Origin of the sequence: Paenibacillus sp. CR_12 (genome assembly GCF_041953985.1) — a bacterium.
Classification (GTDB): domain Bacteria; phylum Bacillota; class Bacilli; order Paenibacillales; family Paenibacillaceae; genus Paenibacillus_AQ; species Paenibacillus_AQ lautus_A.
In genome coordinates this window covers 1260480-1280275 of the sequence record NZ_JAVFHO010000002.1, presented here as the reverse complement: position 1 = coordinate 1280275, position 19796 = coordinate 1260480, and the positions used below count along the sequence as shown (strand labels likewise).

The 19796-nt window shown below is 50.9% G+C and carries 16 protein-coding genes; 13 read left to right on the top strand and 3 right to left on the bottom strand.

The features are described 5' to 3' along the window. Positions 1 to 41: 41 nt before the first annotated feature. A complete protein-coding gene (locus RB297_RS09550) occupies positions 42 to 848 on the bottom strand; it encodes an N-acetyltransferase (RefSeq protein WP_375120314.1) in 807 nt (268 codons plus the stop codon). A 17-nt stretch (positions 849 to 865) separates the two neighbouring features. Beyond that, positions 866 to 2479 carry a YifB family Mg chelatase-like AAA ATPase gene (locus RB297_RS09545; RefSeq protein ID WP_375120313.1) on the bottom strand — a complete coding sequence of 538 codons (1614 nt, stop codon included), beginning with the start codon at positions 2477 to 2479 and terminating at the stop codon, positions 866 to 868. Positions 2480 to 2853: 374 nt separating this feature from the next. Here RB297_RS09545 and RB297_RS09540 point away from each other — a divergent pair, with 374 nt between their 5' ends. From RB297_RS09540 to RB297_RS09530, 3 genes are all read left to right on the top strand, one after another. Then, entirely contained in the window at positions 2854 to 4389 is a 1536-nt protein-coding gene (locus RB297_RS09540; protein ID WP_375120312.1) for an ABC transporter substrate-binding protein, read from the top strand. A gap of 141 nt (positions 4390 to 4530) precedes the next feature. Then, positions 4531 to 5457: an ABC transporter permease gene (locus tag RB297_RS09535; protein ID WP_375120311.1), complete on the top strand. Its 927-nt coding sequence runs from the start codon at positions 4531 to 4533 to the stop codon at positions 5455 to 5457. Positions 5458 to 5469: 12 nt separating this feature from the next. Next, entirely contained in the window at positions 5470 to 6333 is an 864-nt protein-coding gene (locus RB297_RS09530) for a carbohydrate ABC transporter permease (RefSeq protein ID WP_119847452.1), read from the top strand. 21 nt (positions 6334 to 6354) lie between these two features. On the opposite strand, the gene RB297_RS09525 is transcribed toward RB297_RS09530, so the two are convergent. Next, positions 6355 to 8595 (bottom strand): helix-turn-helix domain-containing protein, encoded by a 2241-nt coding sequence (locus RB297_RS09525; protein ID WP_375120310.1) that lies wholly within the window; start codon positions 8593 to 8595, stop codon positions 6355 to 6357. 499 nt (positions 8596 to 9094) lie between these two features. Between RB297_RS09525 and sucC the strand changes: the two genes are divergently transcribed. The 10 genes from sucC to fliE all read left to right on the top strand — a co-directional run bounded on the left by sucC (position 9095) and on the right by fliE (position 19773). After that, positions 9095 to 10255: an ADP-forming succinate--CoA ligase subunit beta gene (gene sucC, locus RB297_RS09520; RefSeq protein ID WP_009594712.1), complete on the top strand. Its 1161-nt coding sequence runs from the start codon at positions 9095 to 9097 to the stop codon at positions 10253 to 10255. A gap of 96 nt (positions 10256 to 10351) precedes the next feature. Then, positions 10352 to 11281, top strand: a complete 930-nt coding sequence (sucD, locus tag RB297_RS09515; RefSeq protein WP_009594770.1) for a succinate--CoA ligase subunit alpha — start codon at positions 10352 to 10354, stop codon at positions 11279 to 11281. Between the two features lie 128 nt (positions 11282 to 11409). Continuing rightward, positions 11410 to 12585 (top strand): DNA-processing protein DprA, encoded by a 1176-nt coding sequence (gene dprA / locus RB297_RS09510; RefSeq protein WP_375120309.1) that lies wholly within the window; start codon positions 11410 to 11412, stop codon positions 12583 to 12585. 36 nt (positions 12586 to 12621) lie between these two features. Continuing rightward, the gene (topA, locus tag RB297_RS09505) at positions 12622 to 14721 is read left to right on the top strand and encodes a type I DNA topoisomerase (protein WP_096774518.1); all 2100 of its coding nucleotides are present in this window, start codon (positions 12622 to 12624) and stop codon (positions 14719 to 14721) included. A gap of 15 nt (positions 14722 to 14736) precedes the next feature. Continuing rightward, on the top strand, positions 14737 to 16071 hold the full coding sequence (trmFO, locus tag RB297_RS09500; protein ID WP_375120308.1) for an FADH(2)-oxidizing methylenetetrahydrofolate--tRNA-(uracil(54)-C(5))-methyltransferase TrmFO: 1335 nt from the start codon (positions 14737 to 14739) through the stop codon (positions 16069 to 16071). 29 nt (positions 16072 to 16100) lie between these two features. Next, positions 16101 to 16643, top strand: coding sequence for an ATP-dependent protease subunit HslV (gene hslV, locus RB297_RS09495; protein WP_006211334.1), 543 nt, complete (start codon positions 16101 to 16103; stop codon positions 16641 to 16643). Positions 16644 to 16692: 49 nt separating this feature from the next. Beyond that, positions 16693 to 18099, top strand: a complete 1407-nt coding sequence (gene hslU / locus RB297_RS09490; protein ID WP_096774516.1) for an ATP-dependent protease ATPase subunit HslU — start codon at positions 16693 to 16695, stop codon at positions 18097 to 18099. A 457-nt stretch (positions 18100 to 18556) separates the two neighbouring features. Beyond that, the gene (gene flgB, locus RB297_RS09485; RefSeq protein ID WP_015736331.1) at positions 18557 to 18964 is read left to right on the top strand and encodes a flagellar basal body rod protein FlgB; all 408 of its coding nucleotides are present in this window, start codon (positions 18557 to 18559) and stop codon (positions 18962 to 18964) included. 6 nt (positions 18965 to 18970) lie between these two features. Beyond that, the gene (gene flgC / locus RB297_RS09480) at positions 18971 to 19420 is read left to right on the top strand and encodes a flagellar basal body rod protein FlgC (RefSeq protein WP_009594707.1); all 450 of its coding nucleotides are present in this window, start codon (positions 18971 to 18973) and stop codon (positions 19418 to 19420) included. Between the two features lie 44 nt (positions 19421 to 19464). Next, positions 19465 to 19773 carry a flagellar hook-basal body complex protein FliE gene (gene fliE / locus RB297_RS09475; RefSeq protein ID WP_009594713.1) on the top strand — a complete coding sequence of 103 codons (309 nt, stop codon included), beginning with the start codon at positions 19465 to 19467 and terminating at the stop codon, positions 19771 to 19773. Positions 19774 to 19796: the final 23 nt, after the last annotated feature.

Genomic DNA, 19796 nt, shown 5'->3' with positions numbered 1-19796 from the left:
CCCTTGATCCCTCACCTGTTTCTGCATAATGGCCGTTCTCTTTAATACGAGCATACTTCCAGACAATTGTCGTCCAGGTCATAGAATGTAAAATAGGTTGCGCCGTATTCCAGGATGGTATCGACCCGTACGTTTTGTTTCCTCAGATGCCGATATGCGTCCTCCACGTTCGGAACGAAAAAATTAAACAGGGCATGCCGGCGCTCAAAGTATCTCTCTTCTTCTGTTGAGAAAAGGGTAAGGGAGGTTTGTCCGAACAGAATGCATTGATACTCCCCTTGCTCGCTCTCCCAGCCGATTCTGCCCCCAAGAACGCCTGTGTACCATTCTTTAGCGGCTTTTATATTCCTCGTGGGGACAAAGACGGTGTCGATATGCTGAAATATGGAAACGCTCATGCTATCCTTCCTCTCGGCTTTTTTCTTGCTCCAAATCATAATATGCTCTTGTTGCCCTGTATCGGGATCCACGGTTTCTTCAAGGCGTTCAAAACCGTTCTTCGCGTAGAAGCGGAGTGCCCTTTGGTTATCCGCATATACCCGAAGCTTCAACGTATCTCGAAGGTCCATGGCATAGCGAAGAAGGGCTTTCCCCCATCCTTGATTTTGGCGGCTTGGATCGATGAACAATGCCGCTAAATCCTCGCCTACAAGGGAAACAAAGCCCCGGACTTGACCTGTCTCCTCCAATAGATAAGTTTCGGCCATCGGGAGGTATACCTCCCGCATGTCCTCCTGTTTGGATTCCCAATACTCGGCGGGTATAAAATGATGCGCCTCTTTGGAAGCGGCCAGCCATATTTCGATAAGGACATTTAGATCTTCATTGGTCATCTGTCTGATCATCATAGGGTATCGACTCCATTTCATAAACGGTGGGTTTCTTCGGTTGCTATATATTGGCGATCCAGTTGTCGGTATTGAATCGCTTCGGCGACATGCCGGCTTTGAATGCCGTCGGATGCCTCGAGATCGGCGATGGTTCGGGCCAACTTCAGGATTCGGTCATATGCGCGCATGCTCAGGCCCAGCGTATCGATGGTTGCTTGCAGGAGCTCTGCCGACTCCTTGTCCAGGCTCGCATGTTTTCTCAGAAAGCTGCCGAACAGTTCGCTGTTCCAGCCGAATGGCAGCCCGTCATAGCGTTTCAATTGAATTGCTTGTGCCGCATAGACCTGATCCCGCATGTGCTCGGAGGATAGGGGCGGCGTGCTTCCCGGCCATTCCTTGGGGCGAGGCACGTCCACTTGAAGGTCGATCCGGTCCATCAAGGGGCCCGAGATTTTCGCCCGGTATTGGGCGATCCGCGAAACGCTGCAGGTGCATCGCTGATGAGGATGGTCGCTGCCGTAGTAACCGCACGGACAGGGATTCATCGAACAAGCCAGCATGAAATGCGCCGGGAAGGTAAAAACCGCCCGTGCTCTGCTTATGGTCACCTCACGATCCTCCAGAGGCTGACGCAGCACCTCCAGCACATGCCTTGAGAACTCGGGAAGCTCATCCAGGAACAGAATGCCTTTATGGGCCAGACTGACCTCTCCCGGCTTCGGAATGGTTCCTCCTCCGATGAGGCCGCCGGCTGAGATGGTATGATGGGGAGACCGGAAGGGACGTCTTTTCATCAGCCCATCGGATGGTTTTAGCTTCCCGGCAGCGCTGAATATTTTCGTCGTCGTCAACGCTTCTTGGTCGGCCAGCGGCGGAAGTATGGTGGGAAGGCGCTTCATCAGCATCGTTTTACCGGTACCGGGGGGCCCGATGAGAAGGATATTGTGCATGCCGGCCGCGGCGATGATCAGGGCGCGTTTGATATGCTGCTGCCCGATCACGTCCCTATAGTCTTCAAGCTGTTTGCCCTGATCGCTGCTTCCTTGCGATCTGCTTGCATTCATCGATCGGTCGTACCGGAGCTGTGAGAGCGAAACGGTAACAGTGCCATCTCCTGCTGCATCACTACGGCGAGTGGTTTCTGCTGGTGGATTCGGGACGAGCTCATTCAAATGACCGAGCCCATAGACCTCGATTCCTCCGATTAAAGCAGCTTCCGCCGCGTTTTCCCGCGGAAGAAGAACGCCGGCATACCCTTCTTTTTGGGCTTGTTCCACCATCGGAAGAACTCCCGTCACGGGCCTGAGCGTGCCATCGAGTGCAAGCTCGCCGATGATCAATATTCGATCGGCATTCGAGAAGGCCCACTGCTCGCTTGTCAGCAAAATGCCGACGGCGATCGCCAGATCGAAGGAGGAACCTTCCTTGCGCAGGTCAGCAGGGGCAAGATTGACGGTCACCCGTTTCAGTGGATAAGTAAAACCGCAGTTTTTAATCGCCGCCCGTACTCGCTCGACGGATTCGCGGATGGAGGAATCGGGCAGCCCGATGATGGCGGTTTGCGGCAGCCCGTTAGCGAGGTCCACCTCCACTTGAATGATGACGCCGTCAATGCCGTGCAAGCAGGCGCTATGAAGTTTTCCGTACATAAGAAAAGCACCTCTTTTCAGATATCAGTGGATTGTAACAAGAACGAACATCCAAGATTCGAAAAGGGTGCTTCCTCATTTTCGCTGGGTGATTCTAGTCCGTATTGTAAAAGTTTCCCTCCTGTCTGTCAATTCGCGAGTATATAGTAAAAGCCCCGTCTTACAGGCAGGAACCCGGACAGGATGCGGAGTTTCGGCGATGAATGTACCGTATTTCAGATGATTGCCACTTTTTCAGATTCTGAGGTCTGGCCAATAACGGGAAGGATTGTGAATGGTCAATGAGCGGCTCCGGCAGGTACAATCAAATCCGTAAACGTCAAGACGGGTTGAGCGTCGAGCGTTACATAATCATACATAAGGGAGAGGGTTGCGTGAAAATTTGGAACCGAAAGCTGGGGCTGGCGGCATTGGCTGCCGTCATGACCGGCGCATTGTTGAGCGGCTGCTCGAAAGATAACGCGGCAAACGAGGGGAATCATGAAAGCGCTGATACTGGGAAGGAAATCACGTTAGAGATGATGACCTTTTCCCATACGAATTGGCCGTACAAGGAGAATTGGCCGATTTATAAGTACTTAAAAGAGGAAACCGGCATCTCCTTCAAGGTGCAACCCGTCATGAGCGATTACATCACCACGATGAACCTGGCGATATCCTCGGGCGAGATCCCGGATCTCATGATGGTCAACAGCCTGAATGCCGCCAACACGCACGGGGCCAGCGGCGCGTTCGTCGACTATTTCGAGCATCTGGATCAGATGCCGAATTACAAGAAGTTTCTTGATGATCATCCGGAGGTAAAGGCCGCTATTCTGTCTCCCGAGGGAAAAAATTATTTTATGCCGTTGTACGGACTTGAGCAGCAATCCAGGCGTTCCTGGCTTTACCGGGACGATATATTCAAGAAACACAATCTGACGCCGCCCACGACTTACGACGAGCTGTATACCGTTGCGAAAAAGTTAAAGGAACTGTACCCGGACAGCTTCCCGATTGCCGTGTTCAACGGATTGAGCCCGCTGGTTAATATGGCACCTGCGTTTAATACCAACAGCGGCTATTATTACGATTTCGAGAAGAACGAATGGCGCTACGGACCGACAGAAGACAACTACAAGAAAATGGTCGAATATATGAATAAATTTTACGCGGAGGGCTTGGTTGCGCCTGACTTCATGGCACATAAACGCAAGCAATTTAACGATCTGCTGCTTCAGAACAAATCGTTTATCGCCAGCGACTACATCGGCATCATGGATGAGCTGCCGTTGATGCTGGGGGATGCATCGTCTGAGTTCAGTCTTGATTACATGGTTCCGCCTATCGGCACGCCGGATGGCAAGTCCCATAACGTGTTTGCCGGATTGCAGAGTGACGGCTTTGCCGTAGCGTCAAATTCCAAAGAGCGGGATCGACTGCTGCAGTACCTTGATTTCCTGTTCTCCCCCGAAGGGATTGAGCTGGCAACCTGGGGCAGGGAAGGCGAGACGTTCACGACGGAGAACGGGGTTCGCACGTTCAACGATGATTACAAAGAGTTTGGCGACTTAAGAACCAAAACGGGAATTGCGACGATCGGCGCTCACATAGTATTGGACATGACCGCATACGAGTCCATGTATTCACCAAAAATGCGGGAAGCGATGAAAATCGCACCAGACCATGAAACGATGCCGCAGCCAAGGCTTGCGTATACGAATGAAGAGAATGAAGTGCTGAGCATGGTCGGTGAAACCGTGAAGAAATTCCATGAGGAGCAGATTGCGAAATTCATTTTGGGACAGAAACCGATGGATGAATGGGACACTTACGTGCAAGAAGTGAACAAACTTGGCGTGCAGCAGGTGCTGGATGTTCATCAAAGCGCTTATGAACGGACGAAGAAATTCCTGAACGAAGCCAAGTAATTTAACCTGAACGCCATGCAGCCAGAGGAACCGCGGCGGCTCTCTTTTTCGGATCGGCTCTTCGGATGCTCGTTATGCCTGGTTCCGGCCCGCAGGGGGTACCGCTTAAGGATACCGCATGGATTTCGCTGCTAAAGGAGGATGCGTTTTTTGCAAGCACGGCATTCGAGTTTCTTGACCAAAGTGAAGCGGGATAAATACCTGCTGTTGCTGCTTCTTCCCTGTGCTCTGTATTACATCATTTTTAAATATGTTCCCATATTCGGCGTTTCGATCGCCTTCATGGACTACAACTTGTTTAAGGGAATCGCGGAGAGCGATTGGGTGGGGTTCAAATATTTCAGCATGTTTTTTAATACGCCCGACTTCTGGCCTGTTCTCCGGAATACATTTCTGCTGGGGTTGTATAAGCTGATTTTCGGCTTTCCCGCCCCCATCATACTTGCGTTACTCATTAATGAAGTGAGCAAATCTTTCTTGAAGCGGTTTGTCCAGACGGTCAGTTATCTTCCGCATTTCATATCCAACGTGGTTGTCGCGGGGATCGCGGTCATGTTTCTGTCGCCTACAGGAGGGGTGGTCAACCAGCTGCTGAATGCCATTGGGCTTGAACGGATCAACTTTCTGGTGGAAGCCTCCTGGTTCAGGTCGATTTATGTGACGACGGACGTATGGCAGCATATTGGATGGGGGACCATTATCTATTTGGCCGCATTGACGGCCATCGATCCGCAGCTCTATGAAGCGGCGCGCATGGACGGAGCGAACCGGTGGAGACAGACGCTGAACATTACGCTGCCCGGCATCGCCCCGGCGATTGTGATCATCCTGATACTCGACATCGGAAAAATATTGGAGATCGGCTTTGAGAAGGTATACCTGCTTGCGACTCCCGCTACTTACGAGACGGCCGATATCATATCTACTTACGTATACAGAGTAGGCTTAACGCAAGGCAACTACAGCTATGCAACGGCGATCGATCTGTTTACCGGCATCATCAGCTTTATTTTCATTATCGCGGCAAATGCGTTCAGCCGGCGAGTCAGCGGAAGCAGCATCTGGTAGAGGAGGAACGTGATGAAACCGAAATGGAATTGGTTTGATGCCCTGAATGCCTTGATATTGACTGGGGTCGTAGGGGCGTGTTTATACCCGTTTGTCTACATGCTGGCCGTGTCCCTCAGCGATTCCGCCTCCATTGCCTCGGGGGAGGTCTGGCTGTGGCCGAAGGGCTTCAACCTGGATATGTATCAGTATGTGTTCGAGGACGGGCGGGTGCTGAAAGGATACAAGAATACGCTGATATATGTCGTTCTCGGTACGGCGATTTCCTTGTTGGTGACGGCGCTGGGGGCCTATTCGCTGTCCAAGGCCAAGCTGGTCATGGGTAAACCGATATTGATGCTGATCGTGTTTACGATGTTTTTCAACGGAGGCATGATTCCGACGTTTCTGGTCGTGAAGGAGCTGGGCTTTGTCAACACCATATGGGGCATGGTGTTGCCTGGAGCCGTAGCCACCTGGAACCTGCTGATCATGCGGACTTTCTTCATGGGAATGCCCCAAGAGCTTGAGGAATCCGGCAAAATCGACGGTCTGTCCGAGATCGGAATTTTCTTTCGGATTGTGCTTCCGCTTTCCAAGCCGGTGCTTGCCACCATCGGATTGTATTATGCGGTGGGAATGTGGAATAACTTCATGGGTCCGCTGCTGTATTTGCGGGATGCCGATATGCAGCCGCTGCAGGTGATATTAAGAAACATCGTGCTGTCGGGCCAATTGACGGGAACGGATGGGCCTGTTGTAGGCGATATCGTGGTGGTGGAGGATGGTCTGAAGTTCGCTACCATCATGGTGTCCACCCTGCCGATCCTGCTGGTTTACCCGTTTATCCAGAAATATTTCGTAAAAGGAGCTTTGATCGGCTCCGTCAAAGGTTAAGCGGCCGGCCCCTCACCTGCCTTACCGGATCCAGTTGGTTTTCCGGTAATCGCCTGGTGTTTGGCCGGTTATTTTTTTGAACATGCGGATAAAGGAAGTGACGTTGCGGTAGCCGATCCGGTTGCCTACTTCCTGAATCGGCATGTTCGTCGTCTCCAGAAGCTCTTTTGCTTTTGTTATCCGGATGGCATTCAATTGGTCGCTGAAGTTGCTCCCCGTCTTCTCTTTAATATACCCGGACAGATAGGTGGGTGACATGTTGAGTTTATAAGCGAGCTGCTCGAGCGATATTTCTTCGTTGTAATGAGACTCCAGGTACTGAATGACATATTGGATGATATCGTAATGCTCCTCCCGTTTCCGGCGGATCGCTTGGGTTGCATGGGCGAGCTCGCCCAGAAGGACTTCCCGGTATTGGGCGGGAGTTACGCTGTACGCAAGCATATCGACATAATCCGGAAGCACGTCGGTATTGATCTTCAGCAGTTCGACGGTTCTTCTCATGCGGACCGAGACCGATTTGGCAAAATGGCTCAGCTGATCCGCCGTAGCCTCCTGCCGCTGCAACCGTTCCAATGCCCGATCGATCAGCATTTGGCAGCTGCTCTCGTTGCCCGCCTGCAAATTCACATAAAACTCGTGCTCCTGCTCGGCGGTGAAGCCCGTTGCATCGCCGCGGAGTTCCTTCTCCCAGATAATCTGGGTTTCCTCAAGCGGCCGGGCTTGAAGCAGGAGCGACATGGCTTCCGCATAGGCTTGATCGAACTCCGAGGTTTGCTGGAAGACGGATGAAACCGCGATATTCACGAGATAGACGCTTTGATCGTGATCAAATATCCGTTTGAGCTGGCTGAGGCTCTGCTGCAGCATGTCTGATTTTTCCTGCGTGTACACGATGGATAAGATTTGTTTGCCCTCCATCTGAAGGGTGTGCGACAAGGGAAAGGCCTCTTGGATCTGCAGCGTGATGATGTCCTTGATTTTGCCGGTTGCCCGTGTCATCAAGGCATCGAGCTTTAGAGTCGGGTTATGACGGTACCTCAATTGATAGACGATAACCATGAATGCTCCTTCGCCGACCCAAAGTTCTTTGGAAGCGGCGGTATCGATGGCAATGTTCTTGAACTGTGCCAAATAATGATAGCTGGTTAAGAGCGGTTTGGTTTGGTCCATCCATTCCTTGATCATCTTGCGCTCGTGCTGCAATCCCTTCAGATGGTTGGAAATGGCGCTGAATTCGGCGATGCTTCCTTGATACAGCTCCATCTCCGTTTGGCCCAGTCCCGTCACCAATCGCTTCAGCGGTTGGTTGATATTGCGAGAGAAGACCCACGATGCCAACGTGCCTATTAGCAGGGTAGCGGCAAATAACAGCACGGCAATCCAGTTCATGCGGCTGATGCTTTGATTAAGTTCGTTGTGCGGAATGATGGATATATAGGTAAGACCGGAGCGTGCCCCTTTTTCGAAAAAATAGTACGATCCCTTCTCCATGATCCAATCCGACTGGCCGTCCCATTCCGGAAGCGGCTGGGAAGCCGTGTCCGGCAAGGATTCATACAGTTTCGTTCCCTTCGGGTCCAACAGCACGAAACGGGAACCGGCCATTCCTTTATAGGATTCATACCAGCTTTTCATATTTACGAAAGCTATGATTTGCCAGGGGCTTCCTTGCACATCAGCGACTAACGGCAGCAGCTGCACCTCGCTCTTCTCGGTCCCGATGGAGAAGGCGCTGCTGGGAAGCATTTGCATAAACCCATTGGCGGGCACTGTCTTTTTCCAGAACTCGTACGGATAGGAATTGCTGATGTAATAATGCTTGAACATGCGGTCATCGTTAACGATGCCGTCCCGTTCAAGCAGGAAGGCATGATTCCGGTAGTAGATCATGACATTATTCAAGTGATAGTATGGCTGGCTGACCAGGGTCCGAATCTGATCCGTCACCATTTCAACCTGCAGATAATCGATTCCTTTCTTTCCGCCGGCATCGGCCTGCCTGCTGATATTGCCGACGAATTCGTTATGCTGAAGGTTGAGGAGAAGGCTTTTCCAGGTGGAATATTGCTTCTCGAAATTGTCGACGGTGTTTCGAATCAGGGTCAGATTATATTTGACGATCTCATTGTTCACATTGCGGGAATAGAAGGTCATCGACCATAGGTTGTAGGAGGAGAGCAGGATAATCACGACGAGAAAATAGACCAACATTTTGACGAATAATGAATGAAGCGGAAAAAACGATTTCAACCATTTCATGCTGAATCTCCTTATGAACACGCCTACTTGTCTTTCTCTTTCCAAATCATTCTACCGGATCGCACAGAAAGGATAAAGAGTTTTATAATGCGTCACAGTTTGATCTTACTAAAAAGGGATTTAATGGTATAATAGTAACGAATACACTAATTCTATGAGGAATGGAGAGGGAATCGAAATGACGATATTATGGGAAAATATCTTAATTATGCTTGCAGCAGGATTGCTTGGCATTGCCATTGTGGTGTTAGGCATTATAGGTTTGATACATTACGCGCGAAAAAACAATTAAGCATACATATATTTCCAATTTATATCTGGAAGGAATCATACCCATGCCAAATCGAGTGGATAAACGGTGAACTTTTTAAGGTAAGCGTTTTAAAAACATGTTACAATAGCTTGGGTTTAATATATAAAGGTTGACAGTGCGAACTTTCATAGATTGGTTCCGTGTCAGCCAGCCTTGTTCCAGTCATGTTGATAGGAGGATTCGAGAATGAATATCCATGAATATCAAGGAAAACAAGTACTGAAGCAATATGGAGTAGCTGTTCCGAACGGCAAGGTAGCGTTTACGGTGGAAGAAGCAGTTGAAGCTGCGCAATCTTTGGGCAGTCCCGTAACCGTTGTCAAAGCGCAGATCCACGCAGGCGGCCGCGGTAAAGCCGGCGGCGTTAAAGTGGCGAAGAACCTGGACGAGGTTCGTGCTTATGCCGAAGAAATTCTGGGCAAGGTGTTGGTGACTCACCAAACGGGTCCGGAAGGCAAGGAAGTCAAGCGTCTCCTTATTGAAGAGGGCTGCGATATTCGCAAAGAGTACTATATCGGGGTGGTCGTTGACCGCGCTACCGGCCGTGTCGTCATGATGGCGTCCGAGGAAGGCGGTACCGAAATCGAAGAGGTTGCAGCAGCAACTCCTGAGAAAATTTTCAAAGAAGTCGTGGATCCGGCGATCGGACTTCAAACATTCCAAGCGCGGAAATTAGCGTATTCCATTAATATTCCGAATGAACTGGTAGGTAAAGCCGTTCAGTTCATGCTGGCCTTGTATAAGGCATTCGTAGAGAAGGATTGCTCTATCGCTGAAATCAATCCGCTTGTCGTAACCGGTGACGGAAACGTCATGGCTCTCGATGCCAAACTCAATTTCGATTCCAATGCGTTGTTCCGTCATAAAGACATCTTGGAACTGCGAGATCTGGATGAGGAAGACGAGAAGGAAATCGAAGCGTCCAAATACGACTTGAGTTACATAGCTCTCGACGGCAACATCGGCTGCATGGTTAACGGCGCAGGTCTTGCCATGGCTACGATGGACATCATCAAGTATTATGGCGGCGACCCTGCCAACTTCCTTGATGTTGGGGGCGGCGCAACAACGGAGAAGGTAACGGAAGCCTTCAAGATTATTTTGTCCGATCCTCAAGTAAAAGGAATCTTTGTCAACATTTTCGGCGGCATTATGCGTTGCGACGTTATTGCTACCGGTGTTGTCGAAGCAGCGAAACAGCTGGGACTGACTCGTCCGCTTGTTGTACGCTTGGAAGGAACGAACGTAGACCTAGGCAAGCAGATTTTGGCTGAGTCCGGTCTGAATATCGTGCCTGCTGATTCCATGGCCGACGGAGCACAGAAGATCGTCTCCCTCGTTCAGTAATATTTCATTCCTGAAGGGGCATGGCACGATGGGCTTCTTAGCCCTGCCGTGCGGTTGCTTTCATTTTCAAATAACAATAGGGGATGTGAATCAATCGTGAGTATTTTGATCGATAAAAATACAAAAGTTATCACGCAAGGGATTACAGGTAAAACAGCCCTGTTCCATGCAAAAGGCGCCTTGGATTACGGTACGCAGATGGTCGGCGGAACTTCGCCCGGCAAAGGCGGAACCGAAGTTGAAATCACGCTGGAGAACGGCGAAACCGTCAAACTGCCGGTTTACAACACCGTTGAGGAAGCCAAAGCCAAAACAGGCGCAACCGCAAGCGTCATTTATGTACCGCCTGCTTTTGCGGCCGACTCCATTCTGGAAGCCGTTGATGCCGAGATGGATCTGGTGATCTGCATCACGGAAGGCATTCCGGTGCTCGACATGGTAAAGGTATCCCGTTATATGGAAGGCAAGAAGACTCGCTTGATCGGACCTAACTGTCCGGGTGTCATCACGCCGGGTGAATGTAAAATCGGCATCATGCCGGGTTACATCCACACGCCGGGACATGTCGGGGTCGTATCGCGGAGCGGTACCTTGACCTATGAAGCCGTTCATCAGCTTACGGCCCGCGGCATCGGACAATCCTCCGCCGTAGGAATCGGCGGCGACCCGGTCAAAGGGACGGAGTTTATCGATGTGCTGAGACTGTTCAACGAAGATCCGAATACCAAAGCGGTGATCATGATCGGCGAGATCGGCGGAACCGCTGAGGAAGAAGCGGCTGAGTGGATCAAAGCGAACATGACCAAGCCGGTGGTAGGCTTCATTGGCGGCGCAACAGCGCCTCCAGGGAAACGCATGGGCCACGCGGGCGCGATCATTTCCGGCGGTAAAGGAACAGCCAAGGAAAAAATCGCTGTGCTTGAAGCATGCGGCATCAAAGTGGCTCCTACGCCTGCCGAAATGGGCTCGACCTTGGTTAGCGTGCTGGAAGAGAAGGGTCTTTTGGAGTCCTGCACAACGCACTAAGGCTTAAACCTATCCATTAATAGGCCAGATTTACGTTATAACTTAAGGTAAGCAACCTTTTATTTCCTGATTAGGAAATGAAGGGTTGCTTTTTTGTTTATGATTTTATATTTTAAGGAGGTCACGTGATGAGGCTGGACAGATTACTTCTGATTGCATTGCATGAAAGCGAAGGCATCGGATGGAAGACCATAAACCGAATGGTATTGAACGGCGAGCTGCATGAAGGCTTGCTGTCCTATGATGCGCAGGATTGGAGAGCGTGCGGTCTGCCTGTCGAAAAAGCAAACAAGCTGGCTAAAGAATTCCCTATCGCCGTCGAAAGAAAGCGTGTCGAACTGTCGAATGACGAGGAGGTCGAGCTTCGACAAGAGGAAGACAAGGTATGGAATTTGACAAACCGCACAAAAATACGTATTATAACAGCCCTTGATGCTGTCTACCCGGACATGTTGAAATCGTCGCCGCAAGCGCCCTGGGTTCTGTATTGCATCGGGGATCCTCATTTGCTGTCCACGCCGGGGATCGCGATGGTCGGCACAAGAATGCCTACCGGCTACGGGCGCAAGGTTGCATCGATGCTGTCAGAGGCGCTGACACGAGCGGGGCTTATGGTTGTCAGCGGCATGGCCAGAGGCATTGACAGCGTCGTGCACGAAACCGCTTTGCGAAGCGGCGGGCCGACGGTGGCCGTTCTCGGAGCCGGCATCGATGTCATTTATCCGCCGGAGAACCGCTCACTTTATGAAGAGATCGCAGCTAAAGGGCTTATTATTTCCGAATACCCGCCGGGTACCAAGGCGCTGCCGGGATTCTTCCCGCAGCGAAACCGGATCATCGCCGGGCTGACGCTGGGAACCGTGGTGGTGGAGGCGGATGCCCGCAGCGGATCGCTGATTACGGCGGATTTGGCCCTGGAGGCGGGAAGGGACGTGTTTTCCGTTCCGGGACCGCTCACTTCACCCAAGAGCAGAGGGACCTTGGATTTGATCAAGCAAGGGGCCAAGATGGTCACGGAAGCCGGGGATATAATAGAAGAATATGATTCCTGGTTGCCAAAAGGGGTCTCGGATACATACAATAAGGAGCGGCGGGCCCCTCGTCAGGAGCGTCCGGATGAACGAGCCGGGTTGACAAATGACGAACGACAAATATACCATATGCTCGAACAGGGTCCCGGGTCGCTGGATGAGATGATCGAGCGTACCCGGTGGGATTTTGGACATTTGCATTCAGTTCTGTTATCTTTAATCATAAAAAAGCAGATTACCCAATTACCCGGTGCTATATATAAAATCATATAATGGGAAAGTTTGAATGTTGGAGAGGAGGATGAACCTGTGGCGGATTCACTCGTCATCGTAGAGTCGCCTGCCAAGGCGAAAACGATTGGCAAATATCTCGGCAGCAAGTATATCGTGAAGGCTTCGATGGGTCATGTTCGCGATTTGCCGAAGAGCCAGATCGGGGTTGAGGTGGAAAACGACTTCAATCCGAAATACATTACGATCCGCGGAAAAGGTTCTGTCTTAAAGGAACTTAAGGATGCTAGCAAAAAGGTGAAAAAAGTGTACCTCGCAGCTGACCCCGATCGCGAAGGGGAAGCCATTGCATGGCATCTTGCGCATGCGTTGGAGCTGGATGATACTCAAAGCCTGCGGGTTGTATTTAATGAAATAACGAAAACGGCCGTGAAGGATGCCTTCAAAACGCCGCGCAAAATTAACATGGATCTGGTTAATGCGCAGCAGGCGAGACGTATTTTGGACCGATTGGTTGGTTACAAGATCAGTCCTATTCTATGGAAGAAAGTGAAGAAGGGTCTTTCGGCCGGCCGGGTTCAATCGGTAGCCGTCAAAATCATTCTCGACCGCGAGAATGAGATAAGCGCTTTCGTTCCGGAAGAATATTGGACTATAACGGCTAAGCTGGCGATTAAAGGCTCCGCTTTCGAAGCCAAATTCACGCAGCTAAACGGCGCGAAGAAGGAACTGACCAATGAGCAGGAAGTGAATGAAATCCTCGAGTCGATTCGGGATGCTTCCTTTAAGGTCGGCGAAGTGAAAGAGCGTGAGCGTCAGCGCCACCCGTCGCCGCCGTTTACGACGAGCTCCTTGCAGCAGGAGGCTGCGCGTAAACTCGGTTTCCGTGCCGCCAAGACCATGTCGGTAGCCCAGCAGCTGTACGAGGGTGTTGAGTTAGGCAAGGAAGGCACCGTCGGTTTAATTACTTACATGCGTACGGATTCCACGCGGATCTCAGGCACGGCTCAAGAAGAAGCGAAAGAATACATCACCGAAAAGTACGGTGATCCGTTCGTGCCGGAGAGCCCGAGACAATATTCGAAAAAAGCAGCAAACGCCCAGGATGCGCACGAAGCGATTCGTCCAACGTCCGTGCTGCGCGATCCGGAATCCATGAAGCCGTATATGAGCCGCGACCAGCTTCGGTTGTACAAACTGGTCTGGGAACGCTTTGTGGCAAGCCAGATGTCTTCTGCAGTACTGGATACGCTTTCCGTGGACATCACTGCCGGGAATACGGTCTTCCGGGCGACCGGTTCGAAGGTCCGTTTCCCTGGATTCATGAAGGTCTACGTTGAAGGCAATGACGACGGAACGACAGAGGAAGACAAATACCTGCCGGAGCTTCATTCCGGAGACATTCTGGAGAAGCAGGACATTGAGCCGAAGCAGCACTTCACGCAGCCGCCTCCGCGTTATACGGAAGCGCGTCTTGTCCGAACGCTGGAGGAGCTCGGCATAGGGCGTCCAAGTACGTATGCGCCGACGCTGGAGACGATCCAGAAGAGAGGCTACGTTGCCATCGAAGAGAAAAAATTCATGCCGACCGAGCTCGGCGAGCTTGTCATCGAGCAGATGGAGCAGTTCTTCCCCGAAATCCTCAATGTGGAGTTTACGGCGAACATGGAAGAGGATCTTGACCATGTGGAGGAAGGCTCCGAGGACTGGGTCAAGGTATTGGCAGAGTTCTATGAGTCCTTTGAGAAGCGGCTTGAAGTAGCAGAGGAAGAAATGAAGGAAATCGAAATCGAAGATGAGGTTTCCGATGAGATCTGCGAAAAATGCGGCAAGCCCATGGTTTATAAGCTGGGCCGTTTCGGCAAGTTTCTTGCCTGCTCGGGGTTCCCGGAATGCCGGAATACCAAGCCGATCGTGAAGGACATCGGCGTATCTTGCCCGAAATGCAAGGAAGGCCATGTCGTGGAACGCCGGAGCAAGAAGGGGCGCGTCTTCTTTGGCTGTGACCGGTATCCCGAATGCGACTTTGTATCATGGGATAAACCGTCAACGAAGCCGTGTCCGAATTGCAGCAGTTTAATGGTAGAGAAGAAAAGCAAGCAAGGCATCAAGCTTCAGTGTACCTCTTGCGATTATTCCGAAATGGTCGAGGAACAGGACGAAGCAGCAGATTTGTAAGGCATACAGGGGGTAATGACGTTGACAGATTCACAGAGGGTTACGGTTATCGGGGCAGGACTTGCTGGCAGTGAAGCTGCCTGGCAGATCGCCAGCCGAGGCGTACCCGTTACACTATACGAGATGCGGCCGGTCGTAAAGACGCCGGCTCATCATACGGACAAGTTCGCCGAGCTTGTATGCAGTAATTCGCTTCGGGCGAACGGATTAACCAATGCGGTTGGCGTATTGAAGGAAGAGATGCGGATGCTGAATTCCCTCGTCATCGGATCGGCTGACCGCAATTCCGTCCCGGCTGGCGGCGCATTGGCCGTCGACCGCGACGGCTTCTCCGGAGAAATTACGGAAACCTTGCATCAGCATCCGTTAATCGAGGTCGTAAATGAAGAAATTCAGCATATACCTGAAGAAGGCATCGTTGTGATTGCTACGGGACCGCTGACTTCGCCGGCATTGTCGTCGCAAATCCGCGAGCTGATGGGCGAAGACTATTTCTATTTTTACGATGCGGCTGCTCCGATCGTGGAAAAAGACTCTATTGATATGAGCAAGGTCTATCTGGCATCCCGTTATGATAAAGGCGAAGCGGCTTATCTGAATTGTCCCATGACGGAAGAAGAGTTTGACGCTTTCTATGACGCTCTAATCAATGCGGAAGTCGCACAGTTGAAAGAGTTTGAGAAGGAGATTTATTTCGAGGGCTGCATGCCGATCGAGGTCATGATGAAGCGTGGCAAACAAACCGCCTTGTTCGGCCCGATGAAGCCTGTTGGATTGGTGAACCCGCATACGGGCAAGCTGCCGCATGCTGTGGTGCAGCTCCGTCAGGATAATGCGGCGGGTACCCTCTACAACCTTGTCGGCTTCCAGACTCACTTGAAGTGGGGCGAACAGAAGCGCATCATTTCCATGATACCGGGCCTCGAGAACGCCGAAATCGTGCGATACGGCGTCATGCACCGCAATACGTTTGTCAATTCGCCGAAATTGCTGGAACAAACCTATCAGGTGAAAACACGGCCGAATTTGTACCTGGCGGGACAAATGACCGGCGTCGAAGGGTATGTCGAATCGGCGGCGTCCGGATTGATTGCTGGCATTAATGCGGCAAGGGCGGCTCAGGGGCGTGAGGGGATCGTATTCCCTCAGGAATCGACCATCGGGAGCATGGCTTATTACATAACCCATGCGGATCCCGATAATTTCCAGCCGATGAACGCGAACTTCGGTCTTCTTCCGGGCCTAGAGAAGCGGATTCGCAACAAAAAGGAAAAGAACGAAGCGCTTGCGAACCGTGCTCTTGACGGGGTCCGCGTATTTATCAGCGAGCATGAACTAAATACAATCTAATCTTATTTTCTTAGGGAGGTCTTGCCATCATGGAAATGACTTTTCACGCCACGACGATTTGCGCAGTGCGGCACAATGGCACGGCAGCTATAGCCGGCGATGGCCAAGTCACATTCGGTGAAAGTGTAGTCATGAAGCAGACCGCCAAGAAAGTGCGCCGTCTTTACCGGGGACAAGTTGTCGCCGGTTTTGCCGGTTCTGTGGCGGATGCGATCACGTTGTTTGAGAAATTCGAAGGCAAGCTGGAGGAGCACCATGGAAACCTGCAGCGGGCCGCTGTCGAGCTTGCGAAGGACTGGCGTCAAGACCGGGTGCTCCGCAAACTTGAAGCCTTGATGATTGTTATGGACAAAACGGGGATGCTGCTGATTTCCGGCGGCGGCGAAATCATCGAGCCTGATGATGATGTGCTGGCCATCGGGTCAGGCGGCAATTTTGCCTTGTCTGCCGGACGTGCGCTTAAACGCCATGCAGGGCATATGGAAGCGAAAGACATCGCCAGAGAAGCCCTTCAGATCGCTTCTGAGGTGTGTGTCTACACGAACAGCAACATTATTGTTGAAGAGCTGTAAGAGAGCCATGCAGCAACATATAGCCATATCAGGGGTGGAGGTATTCGCGATGAGTAAAGAATCGATGACGCCTAGACAGATTGTATCCGAGCTGGATAAATACATCGTAGGCCAGAAGGACGCTAAAAAATCGGTCGCTGTCGCACTTCGGAACCGTTATCGCCGGAGTCTGCTGACCGATGACGAGCGGGATGAAATCGTACCGAAGAACATTCTGATGATCGGTCCTACCGGCGTCGGCAAAACGGAAATTGCGAGAAGGCTTGCCAAGCTGGTCCATGCACCGTTCGTCAAGGTCGAGGCAACGAAGTTTACCGAGGTTGGTTATGTCGGCCGTGATGTGGAGTCCATGGTGCGGGATCTGGTGGAAACCGCGATCCGGATGGTGAAGCTGGAACGTACGGAGAAGGTTAAGGACAAAGCCGAGGAAATGGCGAACGAGCGGATCGTTCAGCTGTTGGCGCCTTCAACCAAAGGCCAGAAGAGCCAGCGTAATCCCTTTGAGATGCTATTTGGCGGTGGAAACAACGAAACCCAGGCCGATGAGGAAGAGGCGGACGATAAGGACGTTAGTCTTAAAGAGAAGCGGAGACAGGTGCGCTTTAACCTGCTGTCCGGCAAGCTTGAAGACGAAACGATTGAGATCGATGTGGAGGATGCCGCACCGAATATGTTCGATATGTTTGCCGGACAGGGCAACGATCAGATGGGCATGAATATGCAGGAAATGTTCGGCAACCTGATGCCGAAGCGTACGAAGCGCCGCAAGCTATCCGTCAAGGAAGCCAGAAAAGTGCTTACGCAGGAAGAAGCAGGCAAGCTCATTGATATGGATGATGTCATCCAGGAGTCCATACGCCGGGCCGAGCAATCCGGGATTATTTTCATCGACGAAATCGACAAGGTTGCCAGCCAGGGACGTCAATCGGGTCCTGATGTGTCCAGGGAAGGCGTGCAGCGCGACATTCTGCCTATCGTGGAAGGCTCCACGATCATGACGAAATACGGGCCGGTAAAAACGGACTTTGTCCTGTTTATTGCTGCTGGCGCATTCCATATCGCGAAGCCGTCGGATTTGATTCCCGAGCTTCAGGGGCGTTTTCCGATTCGGGTAGAGCTGAACAGTTTGTCGCTCGATGATTTTGTGTCCATTTTGACCGAGCCGAAAAACGCATTGACCAAACAATACGTCAATCTGCTTCGTACCGAAGACCTGGAAATCGAGTTTTCGCCGGAAGCGATACGGGAGATTGCCCAAATCGCGGCTTCGGTGAACCAGAACACGGAGAATATCGGCGCACGGAGGCTCCATACGATATTGGAGAAGCTGCTGGAGGATCTGTCGTTTGAAGCGCCTGAATTGACGCTGGACCGGATGGTGATCACCCCGCAGTATGTCCGGGAGAAACTTGCCGGCATCGCCCAGGATCGGGACCTGAGCCAGTATATTCTGTAGTTGCATTCGTATAGGTCTATCTGCCGGGTATGCAAAAAGGAGATAATTGTCGATATTCATCCCGGCCTTTCTTGCTGGATGTCGAAGCGCTTTCGCATGTTGGAAGGGAACGGGACGGATTTCGCAATTTTTTGTGAATATTCAGGATGGGAACAGGACCTACCTAGCGGGTAAATTCACTTAAAATTTACAGATTTAGTGGTACGATTTGCAATAATATAGAAAAAAAACGGATAAAAATGAACACAAAGCCCTTCTTTTTGGTAAAAGATAGGGCTTTTTTCTTATTGTAAAAAGTCCCAATCTTTAAGAAACTTAGTTTATGTGACATCATGTTGTCTTTTTCTACTTAAGACCTAGGTTAGTTCGTACGGATTATATTATTTGTCGAAAAAAGAGGGTTTAGCTAGGAAGAGTGGAATACCTTTCGGCAAATCCAGTCAGGAGGAATGAGCTAGTGAATCTGTTGAATAATAGTTCTTTTCAACGGCTTCAAAGCGGTTTGGATGCAGCGAATCTCAGGAACAACGTGATTGCAAACAACATCGCGAACGTGGATACACCTCATTTTAAGAGATCCGAAGTATCCTTTGAGAGTCTTCTGAAGAAAGAAATGGATGGAGCCCAGTTGTCGCTTCAGGGCAGAAGAACGGATCCCAGGCATTTTGTCATCGGTCCAACCGGGTCAATCCCGGATGCTTCGGTCATAAAGGACGGCAGCAGTTCCATGAATAACAACCAGAATAATGTCGATGCAGACAGAGAAATGTCGCTGCTTGCAGAGAATCAGCTTCGTTATAATTCGTACATACAAGCTGTAAATGAGCAGATTCGAATGATGCGTACAGCTATTGAAGGGAGATAGGGATTCATGAATATTAGCAATAGCTTCGGAATTAATGCATCAGCTCTAACGGCACAACGGCTTCGAATGGATGTTATCTCCTCCAACATAGCCAATGCGGAAACCACGCGCGCGCGAATCGAGAATGGACAAGCCGTTCCGTATCGCCGAAAGACGGTTGTGTTTCAGCCGCAGCAGGAATCCTTCGAAGGGCTTCTCAGAGCCCAGATGAACGGTCAGAATGCAGGGCAAGGGGTCAAGGTTGCGCAGGTGCGGGAAGATCAATCCCCGTTGAAGCAGGTATATAACCCCACACATCCGGATGCGAATGCTGAAGGGTATGTCTTTATGCCTAACGTCGATATTACGAAGGAAATGGTGGATATGCTTGCAGCTACCCGTTCTTACGAGGCTAACGTTACGGCGATAAACGCTTCGAAAGCGATGATCATGAAGGCTTTGGAGATTGGAAGATAAGACGAGGATATATACATAGACCAGCATAGTAGGAGGAGAGAGAGATGATTCAGAATGCAATGTTCAGTGTTCAGGGTGTACAGCCGCTGCAAATGCAGGAGCAAGTGAAAAATGGTGCGACTCCTTCCGAATCGATTCGAGATTTTGGCTCTTACCTGAATGAAGCACTGAACTCCGTGGCCGCGCAGGAACAGAACGCGCACGTGATGAGCGATAAATTAATGATTGGACAAGTAAACGTAGATCAGGCGATGATATCCGCCCAACAGGCTCTGTTGAGCATCCAGCTCACGACACAGGTCCGAAACAAAGTGGTAGAAGCCTATCAAGAGATCATGCGCACGCAAATCTAAATGTTTCTAGCAAAGTTTCGGAT